At 71.0% G+C, this 13,948-nt stretch carries 12 protein-coding genes and 2 pseudogenes; 8 read left to right on the top strand and 6 right to left on the bottom strand.

Going from position 1 to position 13,948, the window contains the following annotated elements:
• The first annotated feature begins 148 nt into the window (after nucleotides 1-148).
• On the top strand, nucleotides 149-1,156 hold the full coding sequence (locus OG514_RS28145; RefSeq protein WP_266899541.1) for a DMT family transporter: 1,008 nt from the start codon (nucleotides 149-151) through the stop codon (nucleotides 1,154-1,156).
• Here OG514_RS28145 and OG514_RS28140 read toward each other — a convergent pair.
• The 3 genes and pseudogenes from OG514_RS28140 to panD all read right to left on the bottom strand — a co-directional run bounded on the left by OG514_RS28140 (nucleotide 1,037) and on the right by panD (nucleotide 3,808).
• Nucleotides 1,037-2,527, bottom strand: coding sequence for a transglycosylase family protein (locus OG514_RS28140; protein WP_266899539.1), 1,491 nt, complete (start codon nucleotides 2,525-2,527; stop codon nucleotides 1,037-1,039). The two genes, OG514_RS28145 and OG514_RS28140, sit on opposite strands and share 120 nt — an antisense overlap.
• 464 nt (nucleotides 2,528-2,991) lie before the next feature.
• A pseudogene (locus OG514_RS28135) lies at nucleotides 2,992-3,339 on the bottom strand (GNAT family N-acetyltransferase); the annotation flags it as partial.
• A gap of 25 nt (nucleotides 3,340-3,364) precedes the next feature.
• The gene (panD, locus tag OG514_RS28130; protein WP_266899535.1) at nucleotides 3,365-3,808 is read right to left on the bottom strand and encodes an aspartate 1-decarboxylase; all 444 of its coding nucleotides are present in this window, start codon (nucleotides 3,806-3,808) and stop codon (nucleotides 3,365-3,367) included.
• Nucleotides 3,809-4,802: 994 nt separating this feature from the next.
• Between panD and OG514_RS28125 the strand changes: the two genes are divergently transcribed.
• From OG514_RS28125 to OG514_RS28095, 7 genes and pseudogenes are all read left to right on the top strand, one after another.
• Nucleotides 4,803-5,636, top strand: a complete 834-nt coding sequence (locus OG514_RS28125; RefSeq protein WP_266899533.1) for a slipin family protein — start codon at nucleotides 4,803-4,805, stop codon at nucleotides 5,634-5,636.
• Between the two features lie 469 nt (nucleotides 5,637-6,105).
• Nucleotides 6,106-6,261 (top strand): annotated as a pseudogene (locus OG514_RS28120) (universal stress protein); the annotation flags it as partial.
• Between the two features lie 37 nt (nucleotides 6,262-6,298).
• Nucleotides 6,299-7,885 carry a bifunctional aminoglycoside phosphotransferase/ATP-binding protein gene (locus OG514_RS28115; protein ID WP_266899531.1) on the top strand — a complete coding sequence of 529 codons (1,587 nt, stop codon included), beginning with the start codon at nucleotides 6,299-6,301 and terminating at the stop codon, nucleotides 7,883-7,885.
• Nucleotides 7,886-8,006: 121 nt separating this feature from the next.
• Nucleotides 8,007-8,447 (top strand): cyclic nucleotide-binding/CBS domain-containing protein, encoded by a 441-nt coding sequence (locus OG514_RS28110; protein WP_266899529.1) that lies wholly within the window; start codon nucleotides 8,007-8,009, stop codon nucleotides 8,445-8,447.
• 417 nt (nucleotides 8,448-8,864) lie between these two features.
• Nucleotides 8,865-9,323 carry a Crp/Fnr family transcriptional regulator gene (locus tag OG514_RS28105; protein WP_266899527.1) on the top strand — a complete coding sequence of 153 codons (459 nt, stop codon included), beginning with the start codon at nucleotides 8,865-8,867 and terminating at the stop codon, nucleotides 9,321-9,323.
• 27 nt (nucleotides 9,324-9,350) lie between these two features.
• Entirely contained in the window at nucleotides 9,351-9,989 is a 639-nt protein-coding gene (locus OG514_RS28100; protein WP_266899525.1) for a CBS domain-containing protein, read from the top strand.
• A gap of 51 nt (nucleotides 9,990-10,040) precedes the next feature.
• Nucleotides 10,041-10,727, top strand: coding sequence for a response regulator transcription factor (locus OG514_RS28095; RefSeq protein WP_266899523.1), 687 nt, complete (start codon nucleotides 10,041-10,043; stop codon nucleotides 10,725-10,727).
• 6 nt (nucleotides 10,728-10,733) lie between these two features.
• Here the strand turns inward: OG514_RS28095 and OG514_RS28090 are convergent, their stop codons facing one another.
• Genes OG514_RS28090 through OG514_RS28080 form a run of 3 tightly spaced genes read right to left on the bottom strand, consistent with a single transcriptional unit; the run spans nucleotide 10,734 to nucleotide 13,826 of the window.
• Entirely contained in the window at nucleotides 10,734-12,407 is a 1,674-nt protein-coding gene (locus OG514_RS28090; RefSeq protein ID WP_266900988.1) for a GAF domain-containing sensor histidine kinase, read from the bottom strand.
• Nucleotides 12,313-12,906 carry a universal stress protein gene (locus OG514_RS28085; RefSeq protein WP_266899521.1) on the bottom strand — a complete coding sequence of 198 codons (594 nt, stop codon included), beginning with the start codon at nucleotides 12,904-12,906 and terminating at the stop codon, nucleotides 12,313-12,315. Before OG514_RS28085 ends, OG514_RS28090 begins: the two co-directional genes overlap by 95 nt.
• Complete coding sequence (locus OG514_RS28080) at nucleotides 12,864-13,826, bottom strand: universal stress protein (RefSeq protein WP_266899520.1); 963 nt, start codon at nucleotides 13,824-13,826, stop codon at nucleotides 12,864-12,866. The genes OG514_RS28085 and OG514_RS28080 overlap by 43 nt, the downstream gene beginning before the upstream one ends.
• Nucleotides 13,827-13,948 lie beyond the last annotated feature (122 nt).

Raw genomic sequence — 13,948 nt, 5'->3', positions numbered from 1 at the left:
CTCGAAAAAGTCGCTTTGTACCCGTTCTGACCTGCACGGGTGTACATCTACAGGCGTACGTGGGGCTCACGTACTGCGAGGGGTGTACCCGCGAAGACGTCCCCTGGTACGACGACGCGATCGGCCGGGAAGAGAGATCGTGGAAGGTATGAGTCCCCTCCTGCTGTCCGTCCTCCTGGCCCTGGTCTCGGCGGTCGCCTACGCGGCCGCGGCGATCGTGCAGGAACGGGTCGCGGCCTCCGCCACCGGTCCGCGCTACGCGCCGCTGCGCAGCCCTGCCTGGTGGGGGTCCGTCCTGCTCAACGGCGTCGGCGCGACCCTGCACGTCGCGGCCCTCGCGTACGGGCCGCTCAGCCTGGTCCAGCCGCTGGGTGCCCTCACGATCGTGTTCGCGCTGCCCATGGCGGCCCTCTTCGTCGGCCGCAGGGCCGGATCGCGGGCCTGGCGCGGCGCCCTGATGGCCACGGTGGGCCTGGCCGGGCTGCTCAGCCTCACGACCGGCGCCGAGGCGCGGTCCCTGGCCGACGGCGACCGCTGGCTGCTCGCGGGCTGCACGTTCGGCGTGGTGGCCGCGCTGTTCACGGCCGCGCACGCGGTGGGCAGGTCGGTGCTGCGCAGCGTCGTCCTGGCCGCCGCGGCGGGCGTCTCCTTCGGCATCGCCTCGGTCTTCACCAAGGCGGTGGCCGAGGAGTGGACGCCCGGCGCGCCCCTCGCCGAGTGGACCGGGCTGCTGGTGCTCTCGGCCCTCGCCGTGACCGGGCTGCTCCTCTCCCAGGCCTCCTACCGGGGCGCGGGACTCGCCGCGCCGCTGGCCACCGTCACGGTGGTCAACCCGGTGGTCGCCGCCGCCGTGGGCCTGACCCTGTTCGGCGAAAGCTTCCGCTACGGCACGGCGGGCACCGTCGCAGCGCTGATCAGCGGCGCGGTGGCCGCGGGCGGCCTGGTCCAGCTCACGCTCGACCGGATGACGGTCCCGGCCGGGTCGCCTTCGGCGTCAGATCCGGGGCGTGATCCGGTGTCCGGACCAGGAGCGGGGTCAGAGGGAGACCCCGCGCGCCCTGAGGTAGGCCAGGGGGTCGATGTCGGAGCCGTACCCGGGACCCGTCCGTACCTCGAAGTGGAGGTGCGGTCCCGAGCTGTTGCCGGTCGATCCTGAGCGGCCGATGCGCTGGCCGGCGGTGACCCGCTGGCCGTCGCGGACGGCGAGCGCGGACAGGTGGGCGTACTGGCTGTAGCGGCCGTCGTCGTGGCGGAGGACGATCTGGTAGCCGTACGCTCCGCCCCACCCGGCGGAGACGATCCGGCCCCCGGCCACGGCCCGGACGGAGGTGCCCGTGGGCACGGGGAAGTCGACGCCGGTGTGGTAGCCGCTGGACCAGGAGGAGCCGGGCTTGCCGTAGCGGGTGCCGATGTCCGCGGAGACCGGGGCGGCGTAGCGCTTCTCCTCCGCGGCGGGCGGCCGGGGCTTGGAGGCGGGCCGGGGAGCGGGCTTCGTCCGGGGCTTGGACGTCTCCTTCGCGGCGGGCCTGGGCGTGGGCTTCGCCGCGGGTTTGCCGCTCGGCTTGGTGCTGGGCTTTGTGCTGGGCTTTGTGCTGGGCGTGGTCGTCGGACGCGACTCGGGCCGGGCGGACGGTTTCGACCCCGGCTTGGTCACGGGCTTGGGCACGGACGTGGCGACAGGCCGTGTCACGGGCTTCGCGGCCGCCTTCGTCGGCGGCTGCGCGCCGGGCCGGGTGCGGGGCACGGCGGCCTGTGCGGAGGGCTTCGCCGGGGGCACCGTGGCCGAAGGGGCCTTCGTCGGGGCCGTCGGGGCCTTCGTCGGAGGCTTCTGCGGGGCGGCGATGCGCAGGGTCAGGCGCTGGCCGGGGTGGATGAGGTCGGGGTCGTCGCCGACGACGGGGCGGTTCGTGTCGTACAGGCGCTTCCAGCCACCCTGGACCCGTTCCTCGCGGGCGATCTTCGACAGGGAGTCGCCAGGCGTCACCGTGTACATCTCGCGGACGGTGGGGACGGCGGTCGGGCCCACGTTCCTGGCCGGCTGCTCGGGTAAGACGCGCTGCCCGGGCAGGGAGGCGGTCCTGGCCGCGTTCCCGCCGCCGGACGCCTTCGTCGTCGCCGTACCGCCGGGGGTGACGTCCGGCGCCTCCCCGCCCCGCGCGAGGCCCGCACGGGGGCCGCAGCCGGGCCACGCGCCGGGCCCCTGGCCCTTCAGGACCCGCTCGGCGATCACGATCTGCTGGTCCTTGGAGGCGAGGTCGGCACGCGGTGCGTAGTGCCGGCCGCCGTAGGCCTCCCAGGTGGACTGGCTGAACTGCAGTCCGCCGAAGTAGCCGTTGCCGGTGTTGATGTGCCAGTTGGAGGTCGACTCGCAGGCCGCGACCTTCTCCCAGACGTCGAGCGAGGCGGCTTGCACGGCGCCCGCGCCGATCAGCGGCAGCGCCATTCCGGCGCCTCCCGCGGTGACGGTGAGCGAGGCACGGTTGATCCGGCTCGGCTGGTGGCGGCGGTGACGTCCGCGTACGGCCATGGGCCCCCCTTGAACACAGCAGCAGCCGTCCAAGTTAGGGGTGGCGCACGCTCCGTGACAAGGGATACGCGAAAGCTCAAGGCCCGTCTGTCACCTTCCCGTTGACGCCGCGCGGCGGCCGGCGGGACCCGGCTGAGGCTGAGGCTCGGGTTCCGGTACGGGTCCGCCGGGCCCCGGTGCCGGACTCGGATCGGGGTCCGGAGGCACGGGTACCGGATTGGGCGGGGGTACGGGCGGCGGTGACGGCACCGGCGGCGGAATGGGCGAAGGGGGCAGCGGATCGGGGTACGGGTGGGTCATCACGGACCTCTCGGTCGACGGGTTCGTCCCCCTCCAGGGTGGCCCGGCGGGCCCTGCGGCGCCCGCCGGACCCCGTCGTTCGGGTCAGTCCCCCGACGATGCGGCCCGGACCATGATCCGCCGCGCGCACAGGGCCGGTCCCCTCCGCGGCCGGCGGGCGGCGGTCACCACAGGCCGGGCGTGGCCTTCAGCTGGAGCTTCGCCGCGCGGACCACCTCGGACGGGGCGGCCGGGGCCTCGTCCGGGTGACGCTCGGCCCACTTGGCGGCGTACGGGCAGAGCGGCACGACGGGTACACCCGTACCGGCGGCGATCGTGTAGAACTCGCGCACGAGCGCTCCGGCGATGCCCTTCCCCTCGTGGCCGTCCTCGACGACGGTGTGCACCGCGACCAGCGCGTGCGGCTCGGCGTCCAGGACGAAGTAGACGATCACGCCTACATGGGTGTCGCCCTCGAACGCCTCAAGGCGTCCGTTCGCCCGGTCGTCACGCGTCTTCAGTTCGGCCATGCGGCGGCGCTCCCTCGACTCGGACCGGTCAGCCCCGCACCGGCGCGGGTACGGACTCGGGCACGGCGTGCGGGGCGCGCACCGTGTCGCTCCCGGGGACCGGCGCGGACGCGTCGGTCCCCAGCTCCACGATGCGGTTGCCGCCGTCGACGTGCACGACGCGGGGGGCGAACGTCCGGGCCTCCGCGTCCTCGATCTGCGCGTAGCTGATGAGGATCACCAGATCGCCGGGGTGCACCAGATGGGCGGCGGCGCCGTTGATCCCGATGACACCGGAACCGCGCTCACCCTCGATGACGTAGGTCTCCAGGCGGGCCCCGTTGTCGATGTCGACGATGTGCACGAGTTCGCCGGGCAGCAGGTCGGCCGCCTCCATCAGATCGGCGTCGACGGTGACCGAACCGACGTAGTGCAGGTCCGCCTGGGTCACGGTCGCCCGGTGGATCTTGGACTTGAACATCGTACGCATCATCGAGGTACTCCTGGACATAGGCTCCCTGCCTGCGTTTTTGCAGGTCAAGGGCTGTTTGCACACCCTACAACGAGTCGCAAGTTCGGGCAGCATTCCCCAGGTTCTTCAGGACTCATGCTGACCACTTGCTAACTTTCCTGACACATCATCAGGCAACGCTGGAAGGCTTAGCCCGCTCTCCCTGACCCCACCGAGACGACCCCGCAAGCCTACGCAGCTCCCCTCCAAGAGCCCTCGTGATCGTCGTCACCCCGAGAGCGCGACGACGGCCCCGATGTGCACGAGGGCCCTGTCACCGCAAGAACCCTCGAAGCAGCACGGCTACCTAGCAGTGAATCCCGGTTCAGCAAAGCCGACGACTCTCGCGACCATGCCCATGGCTCGTCCGGCGCCTCCCTGGAGCAGCGCAAGGCGAGTGTCCAAAATCTTCGAAATCCGGCCAGAGCAGAACGCAGCCCATCACTGCGCCTAGGGGGTGTCTTGTCGATCAGGCCGGATCAGGGAGCGGCGGCTGGTGCATGGGGTCTCCCCAGGCCCGCAGGGGCCGAGGGGACGCATCGCAAGGCGGAGGAGGGAGGCATGGCGGAGCCATGCCGACCGACGACAACGCGGCGAGGCGCGGTGCCAGGCGTCGCGAGCCCGGCCTGATCGACAAGACACCCCCTAGGTAGATCCGCAACCGTCCACGCGGCATCGGCGGGCTCCTGCCGGTCTGTCGCACCCACGCACTCTCCTTCCATCATGCGCGCCGACCTCCGCCACGCTCTGCGAAGCCGGATCAGCACAGCGTGGCCTCCTCGCTCGCACGGCCGGTACGGGCCGGGCCGGCCCGGGCCATGAAGGCGGAACCGGCAGCGTCTCCTTCTGGACATGCGAGGAACGGATCGACGAGCACGCAGACTTTGACGCGTTCCTGACGTCTCGCATGCATCCGGCGCTCCCCCACGGACGTCCTGCCGAACGTCGAGAACGAATCAAGAGGGAGTGAGCCGTCATGGATGGCGCAGTCGTCGGAGCCGTGATCACCGTCGTCTTCATCCTGCTGTTGATGCGCAGTGGGTTGCGCGTGGTCAATCAGGTCGAGCGGGGCGTCGTGTTCCGCTTCGGCAAGGCACTGCCTGGCCATCGAAAGCCCGGCATCACCTTCCTGGTCCCCTTCGCCGACCGGATGCGGAAGGTGAACGTCCAGATCGTGACCCTGCCGATCCCGACGCAGGAGGGCATCACCCGGGACAACGTCTCGGTCAAGGTCGACGCGGTCGTCTACTTCCGGGTCGTCGATCCGGCACAGGCCACGATCGAGGTACAGGACTACGTCTTCGCCGTCGGCCAGGTCGCGCAGTCCTCCCTCCGCTCGATCATCGGCAAGAGCGACCTGGACGACCTTCTCTCCGACCGGGAACGGCTTCACGAGGGCCTCGCGTTGATGATCGACAGCCCGGCGGCCGGCTGGGGCGTCCACATCGACCGGGTCGAGATCAAGGACGTACAGCTGCCGGAGTCGCTCAAGCGATCGATGTCCCGGCAGGCCGAGGCGGAGCGAGAGCGGCGGGCCCGAGTGATCACCGCGGACGGCGAGTTCCAGGCCGCTCAGCAGCTGGCGAACGCGTCGCGGATCATGGCCGACACCCCGGAGGCCATGCAGTTGCGCCTGCTGCAGACAGTCGTCGAGGTCGCCGCGGAGAAGAACTCCACGCTCGTCATGCCCTTCCCGGTGGAACTTCTCCGCTACTTCGACCGCGCCGCCCGCCAGTTCGACAAGGAGGACGCACCCGAGGAGCGCGTTGCGCCCGGCGACGTCCCGGCGCAGCTCCCTTCCCGCGAGTAGGAACAGGCAGCCAACGGCCCACAGGGGCGCCATCAGCGCACCCGTCCCCCGCCCTGTTCACCGTCGCCCCGCGCGGCGAACAGGGCCGGGGAGGGCGAGGACCCGGAAGGCGGGTACCGGCAATGACGCCGGGCAGCGCCCAGAGGACCAGGCGCCGGGCCGTTCGCGTCCGGCGCGGCGCGGGGCGGCGCGGGGCGGCGGACAGGAACGGCATCAGGGCCAGGGCGACGGCTGCGAGGACGATGCCGACCGTGGAGTGCCCGGCCTCGCCTGCCCCGGACAAGGGCTCGCACGGCAGCGCCCGGGACCAGGCCCACCCCGCTTCCGAGCCGGGTCTCCACGCCGCCCGCATGCGCGGCACGACGATGTGCGGTACTCCTCGGGGGTGAGGGACGTGAGCGTCGGCCGTGGGCTGCCGATGTCCACCCGTCCGTCCATCCCGGAGTCGTACGAGACGGAGACAGTCGCCATGGATCCATTCGTCACGGTCGGCCTCGACGGCTCACCCGAAAGCATGGCCGCCGCTCGCTGGGCCGCCGACCAGGAGCTCCACCCGGGCCTCGTGATCGCCGGCAACCCGATTGCCGACGACGCCCGGCACGCCCTGCTCAGGGCGGCCTCGGAGTTCGCGCCGACAGTGTTCGGTTCATTCAGCCGTCCCCATGGCTGAGTCGAACCGCCTCGGGGAGGCGATCACGTCAGCGCGTCAGGACGACGCGTCCGTGCTACGGACCGCCGCCTCCGGCACCGGCGCCGGCTCGCTTCCGCGGGCGGAGGTATGCGAGACCCACACCGCAGTGGTGTTCTTCGTCGGCGAGCGGGCCTACAAGCTCAAGAAGCCGGTGGACCTGACGTTCCTGGACTACACCACCGTTGAGGCGCGGCGGGTGGCGTGCGAGCGGGAGGTCGCTCTCAACCGTCGCTTCGCCCCCGACGTCTACCTGGGCGTGGGCGAGTTGAGTGTCCCGCACTCGGCATCACCCGAACCTCTCGTGGTGATGCGCCGCATGCCGGCGGAGCGCCGCCTGGCCCGGCTCGTACGGGAGGGTGCTGTTGTCGAGGATGCGCTGCGGGCCGTCGCCCGGCTGCTCGCCACGCACCACGCGAAGGCGGTCCGCACTCCGGACGTGGACGCGCAGGGCACGCGGGACGCATTGTCCTCCCGCTGGGAGGCGAGCTTCGCACAGGTCCGTGCGCTCGATGCGGATGGCCACGCGCCCGAGGGCGTGGAGGAGATCGAGGAACTGGTCCGCCGCTACCTCGCCGGCCGCGAGTCGTTGTTCGACATGCGCATCGAAGAGGGCCGGATCGTCGACGGACACGGCGACCTACTCGCCGACGACATCTTCTGCCTCGACGACGGCCCCCGGGTGCTGGACTGCCTGGAGTTCGACGACCACCTCCGCTACGTCGACGCCCTCGACGACGCCGCCTTCCTCGCCATGGACCTCGAACAGCTCGACGCACCAGAAGCCGCGGCATTCTTCCTCGCCCGCTACAGCGAGTACTCCGGGGACCCCTCACCCCCCTCACTGCACCACCACTACGTCGCCTACCGCGCCTTCGTCCGCGCCAAGGTGGCCTTGATCCAAGCAGGCCAAGGCGCGCCCGGTGCCGCCCCAGCCGCACAGCACCTCATCACGACGACTCTGCGTCACCTGCGGGCCTCCGTCATCAGCCTCACGCTCGTGGGAGGGCTCCCCGGCAGCGGCAAATCCACGCTCTCCGGCGCGCTGGCCGACCGCTTGGGCGTCACCCTGCTCAGCAGCGACCGTCTCCGCAAGGAACTCGCGGGCATCCCTGTCGACCGGCCCGCTCCCGCTCCGTACGGCGAGGGCCTCTACACACCCGAATGGAGCGACCACACCTACGCGGCCCTGCTCGAGCGCGCATCCACCCTGCTGTCCCGTGGCGAATCCGTCGTCCTGGACGCCAGCTGGTCGGACGGGAGGCAGCGCGAAGCCGCCCGGCTCGTGGCCGAACGAACGAGCGCCGACCTCGTAGCCCTGCACTGCCAGGTCCCGTACGACACGACGGCAGCCCGCCTCGGCACACGGGCCGCCGGACCGTCAGACGCCGACCTCGGCGTAGCCACCGCCATGGCCGAGCGGGAGCCGCCCTGGGCAGAGGCTGTCGCGATCGACACGAGCGGTCCCCTGGAGGCCGCTGTCGCCCAAGCGCTGTCGGCGGTACGCCCTTTCGGCTCCAGCCCCTTGGTCTTCCGGCGGCCTTACATGACGGCGGACTAGGACGACGCGGATGCGGCCGTCCACGACCAGGCCCACGCCACGACTCACCCATCGCCCGGGCCCGTCATCGGCCGGCGCCTACAATCCCTGGGACAGCAGGAGTTCGTGAGTATCCGAGGCGATGAGCCATCCGGCGGTGTCCGTAACGACAGGAACACCGCTGCGCCATGTGGCCCGTGAGATGGCCGAGTACGGAGTCGGCTCCGTACTGGTGACCGAGGGCGGGACCCTCCGCGGCATCGTCACCGACCGCGACCTCGCGCTGGGTGCCCTCGCCGGGGGCCTGGACGCGAACGACGCGGTGGATTCGCTGATGACCTCGCCCGTCGTCACCGTAAGCGTCACGGACGACATCCACGCGGCCTACCGGACCTTCCGTGGATCCGGGTTCCGGCGTCTGCCCGTACTCGACGGTCAGCGGGTCGTGGGCATGCTGACCGTCGACGACATGCTCATCGACGTGTTCCAGCGGCTGGCCGACCTGTTGGGGCCGGTCGCCTGGAGCATCCTCGAGGAACCCCCCGGGCCGCCCTCCGCGGGCAGCCGTTCACGCGGGGCATGACAGCGGGCGCCCAGCGGCCGGACCAAGCGGCCGTCGACCATGCACCGGCCGGCCCGTGCAGGACGGCATGCACCACCCGATGCGGCTGCTGCGCGGCACCGAATTGAGCACCGGCCGCGATCTGAGACTGACCCAGCATGTTCATCGACGCCTTCGACCGCTGCGTGACCTTGGAGCACTCCCCCACACGTCAACGTTATCGGCCACGCCACCACCCGACTGATCGACAAGCGCCCGGGCATCGGCGCCGGCCTCGACGACCGCGCCACCCGAGTGCGTCGGCCTCGGTGTACGGCATCAGATCGACAGCCGCAGAAGCTCCCACGCCACGAGGTACGAAGAGGGGGCCATCCGGCCCTCCCTCTCCCCGTGAAGTGGAGCGGAAACTGGATGCGGACACCGACGAGGAGGTCCCCGATGAACTCTGTTCCTTCCCCTCGGCTCGCGACGGCTCTGTCCGCCGACCCACATGACCGCCTGATGGCATGCGCCCGCCCGGTGGACCTCCCTGAAAGCACCCGGCTGTTCGAGGAGGGCGATCCCGCCCAGCGCTTCTGGATCCTGCGGACGGGCACGGTCACCTTGGACGTCTCGGTGCCTGGCACACAGCCGGCGGTGATCGACACCGTGAACGCGGGTGAGCTGCTCGGATGGTCATGGCTGTTCGCCCCCTATCGCTGGCACTCCGGGGCGGAGGCCATGACACGAGTGCGGGCGTACGAGTTCGACGCGGTGGCCGTGCGCATGATGATGGACGCCGATCCGGGCCTTGGCTCCGCCCTCGGGCACCTCGTCGGGCAGACCCTCGCTCGTCGCCTCGTCTCCGCCCGAGTGCGGCTGCTCGATCTGTATGCCCCGCACGGCAGCGGCCTGTAGGCCCTCGTCCACATCCCGGAGAACGTCATGCCTGCCTCGCGCTACACCGTCAGCGACGTCATGACCCACACCGCCATCGCGATCGGCCGTGACGCGCCCTACAAAGAGATCGTCGCGCTCTTGGACCAGTGGAAGGTGAGTGCCCTTCCTGTCCTCGAGGGAGAGGGCCGTGTCGTCGGAGTCGTGTCGGAGGCGGATCTTCTGCCGAAGGAGGAGTTCCGGCTCGACGAGCCTCGCCCGGGCGAATTCGGCGAGGCGGCCAAGGCCGGAGCCCTGCGGGCTGGGGAGCTCATGTCGAGCCCGGCCGTGACCGTTCACGCGGACGCCACGCTCGCTGAGGCGGCACGGATCATGGCCACGCGGAAGGTGAAGCGGCTGCCGGTGGTGAACGACATCGGGATGCTGGAGGGGGTCGTCAGCCGGAGCGACCTGCTCAAGGTGTTCCTCCGTACGGACGGCGAGATCGAGGAGGAGATCCGCCGTTCCGTCCTGGGTGAGCGCCCTGCCCCGGCAGGGCTGGACGTCTCCGTACGGGAGGGCGTGGCCACCCTTCACGGTGCGCTCGCCGACCGGTCGCTGGTTCCGCTGCTCGCCCGCGCCGTGCGAACGGTGGAGGGTGTCGTCGACGTACGGATGGATCTCGGCGCCCACGAAGACGCTGCATGACGGACAATCCTTGTGGGGGCGGATACGAGCCCACCGACCGCAGGGATCGCCATGTCCGATCTGCCGACAGCCACCGCACCCACGCGGGTCTTCCTCGTCGACGACCACGAGGTCGTCCGCCGGGGCCTTCGCGACCTGATCGACGACGAGCCCGACATGGAAGTGGTCGGCGAGGCGGCGACGGCGGAGCAGGCGCTGGCCAGGGGCCCCGCCCTTCGGCCGGACGTGGCGGTCCTCGACGTGCGCCTGCCCGACGGAGACGGCATCTCGGTGTGCCGGGAGCTGCGCTCACGGATGCCTGAGGTGGCCTGCCTGATGCTGACGTCGTTCGACGACGAGGACGCTCTTCTGGACGCGATCATGGCGGGGGCCTCGGGGTACGTCCTCAAGCAGATCAAGGGGTCGGATCTGGTGTCGGCGGTACGGACCGTGGCCACCGGTCAGTCGATGCTCGACCCGGCCACCACCGCCCGGCTGATGCACTCGCTCAGGGACCCCGAGACGGCGAAGCCGCCGGAGGACGCGCGGCTTGCGGTGCTGTCCGAGCGGGAGCGGTCCGTACTCGACCTCATCGGCGAGGGGCTCACCAACCGGCAGATCGCAAAGCGGCTCTATCTGTCCGAGAAGACCGTCAAGAACCACATCTCCCGGCTGCTCGGCAAGCTCGGCGTGGAGCGCCGCGTACAAGCGGCCGTCATCGCCGCGCAGGTCCACGAGCACGACCGCGAGGGGACGTAGAAGCCCTCATTCCCGCTCGGTCGGGAGTGGGATCCTCCACTCGAGGACCGTGCCGCTGCCCGGCGCCGCTCGCGCGTGGACCGAAAGCGTGCCGCCCAGCCGCTCGGCCCGTTCGGACAGGTTCTGCAGTCCGCTGCGGCTGCCACCGTGCGGTATGCCGACGCCGTCGTCTCTCACCGTCACCGCCAGCACGCCCTCGTCGGCCACGACCGACACCTCCGCCCTTCGGGCCCGGGCGTGCCGTGCCACATTGGTGAGCGCTTCCCCGAGGACTGCGAGCACCTCCTCGGCCGCTTCCGTCGGTACGTCGGTGTCGATCAGGCCCTCCATACGCAGCGCCGGAGCGAATCCGAGCATCGACGCAGCCGAGTCCACGGCCTTGACCACGCGGTTTCGCAGTCTCGGGGCACTTCCCGGAGTGTCGTGTTCCCGGAGGCCGAAGATGGTCGATCGGATGATCTTGATGGTGGCGTCGAGGTCGTCGATGGCCCGGGTCAATCGGTCCACGGCCTCCGGGTGCTCGACGAAGCGCCGGGCGCTCTGCAGCGTCATCCCCGTGGCGAACAAGCGCTGGATCGCCAGATCGTGGAGGTCTCGGGCGATCCGGTCGCGGTCCTCCAGAAGGCTCACCTGTTCGGCGTCACGACGGCCGTCGGCCAGTTCGAGCGCCAGGGCCGCCTGGCCCGCGAATCCGGGAAGCGCGGTGACCTCGGCCGTCGTGAAGGCGGGCCGCCCGTGACACCGCGCGAGGATCAGCACCCCTCTAAGTTGCTCCTTGGTGCCGACCGCGACGGCCACTGCCGGTCCGTACCCCTTCCACCGTTCGGTCTGCATCGTGATGGTCGGTTCGTTCTCGACGTCGGCGACCGTGACCAGACCGTCCTGCGCGAGGGCGGCCTCGACCAGGGTTCCTTCGGTGTTCGGGAGGACGACACCCCGGTGCGTTTCGGCGCCCTCGCCGCTGGCCAGCGAGCCCCGCAGCTCGCCGCCCGGTCCGACCAGGTAGAAGACCCCCATGTCGGCCCCCGCGATGTCCACCGCCTGCTCCAGCATCCCGCCGAGGACCTCGCTCTCCTCCGCACCGGACAGGAGGGCACTGGTGAAGTCGGAGCTGGCGGCCAGCCAGCGCTGGCGCAGGCGGCCCTCCTCGTAGAGGCGGGCGTTCTCGATGGCGATGCCGGCCGCCACGGCCAGGGTCGTCACGACGGCCTCGTCCTCGGCGTCGAAGTCGGCTCCTCCGCGCTTCTCCGTGAGGTAGAGGTTGCCGAACACTTCGTCGCGGACCCGGATGGGGACGCCCAGGAACGTGTGCATCGGCGGATGATGGGCCGGGAAGCCGTACGAGGCCGGGTGCTCGGACAGCGCGGCGAGGCGCAGCGCCTTCGGGTTGCGGATCAGCTCGCCGAGGATGCCGTGTCCGGACGGTAGCGCGCCGATCCGCTCACGGAGTTCGTCGTCGATGCCGATGGGGAGGAATTCGGAGAGCTTCCGGTCGTCACCGATGACGCCCAGGGCTCCGTACTCGGCATCCACCAGAGTCACGGCGGACTCCACGATGCCGCGCAGCACCTGCGGCAGCTCCAGTTCACGGCCCACGGACATGACGGCTTCGAGGAGCCCGTTGAGCCGGTCCCTGGTGCCACGCACCTCGTCGATACGCACCTGGACCTCGTCGAGCAGCTCGTCCAGTCGCAGCCGTGCACCTGCGGACTTGGTGTCCTCCCGGCCCATCGAGACCTCCGGCTGCATCGAGCGCACGGGCTGCACCCGAAGCGCGCACTTTCACCGTAGTCCGGATGAACCACCCGTTCCTGTCGGGCCGCCTGGGTGGAAGACGGTCCGCACGACGCGGGCCGCGACGAATCCGGCGGTCGCGCACGCGAGAGCGATCCCAGCGCCCGCCCAGTGCGTGTTCGGCGGCGTCCGCGAGCGTCTCGACGGGCGAACCGACGCGCACCTCGTGGGTGAGCCGGACGTCGGGGTGTTTCTCCGCCCAGCCAGCGGTGGTCTCCGAGAGCAGGCGGCGTTCGGCGGAGAACAGCGTGTCACCGCTGTGCAGGGTGAAGACGGGGGGCTGCCAGACGGCGACGGCCCGCAGGGCGCAACGCCGGAGGTCCGCCTCCTCGAAGGACCAGGTCAGGGCGGCCCGTGAGGACTCGCTGCCGTCGACGCCGACCACGAGGTAGGGCGTCTCCTGCGTGACGTGCTCCCGTGTCCGGGCCCTTGCCGGGGGATGAGCTCCACGGGGCAGTGGGCGTGCTGCAGCAGGCTCAGCGTGGTCCGGCCGATGGTCGGTCCGAGGTATCCGGGCGAACGCCGGCCACCGACGACCAGAAGGTCTGCGTGGTGCGACGCGTCCACGAGGGCCCCGGGCACACCGCGGCCCTTCTGTCCGTCGGCGTGCACGGTGAGTCCCGGGAACTCCTCCCGGACCCGTTCCGAGAGCGAGGACAGTACGCGTACGTGATCGCGGGCTATCTCGTCGTCACCGTGGGGCAGCGCGGCCCGTGAGCGGGCGGACAGCCCGGCACTCCGGATGTGCAGGAGCCGCCGGGGTACCTTGCGCAGCAGGGCTTCGCGTGCCCCCACGCGGGCACATCCCACGTCGGCCTCGTCCCGCACCGCCGCGAGAACCACGCCGGCCTCGACGGGCTCCGCGGTACCGCGCACCACGACCACGGGCGTGGTGGCGCCGGCCGCGACCTCAAGACCGACCGATCCGAGCAACAGTGAGGTGAACCCGCCGAGGCCCCGGTGTCCGACGACGATCGTGCCGGTCTGGGCGGCGGCGCGACGCAGACCGTCGGGGGCCCCACCATCGGTGAGTTCCGTGACGACCGTCAGCTCGGGGTGGCGCGCCGTGATCGCCTCGGCGGTCCGGTCGAGTAGTTCCCTTCCCGCCTGCCGACTCCTGACGATCTCCACCTGGGACAGAGACTGGGCCTGTCTGTCCGTGTCAGCTGCATGGACGAGGAAGAGAGTGCTGCCCCGCAGCGCCGCCTCCGCTGCCGCCCACATCACCGCCGAGCGTGCGGACAGTGATCCGTCGACGCCGACGACGACCCTGCTGGGGCCGGGGCGGGTTGTGGCTCCGTCCATTGCTCCTCCTCACGCGGTCCGGGGCACTTCCTTCCACCCTGGCAGCCGGTCCCGGGCAGCCGGAGGGCCGCTGGGGCCAATGACGGGACCAAAGGTCCTACCCGGGCGGGGCAGAGCGCGGA

The sequence above is a fragment of the Streptomyces sp. NBC_00572 genome (assembly GCF_026341815.1).
Classification (GTDB): Bacteria; Actinomycetota; Actinomycetes; order Streptomycetales; family Streptomycetaceae; genus Streptomyces.
Note: the sequence above shows the minus strand (reverse complement) of the source record. Positions and strands in the feature narration are given on the sequence as shown.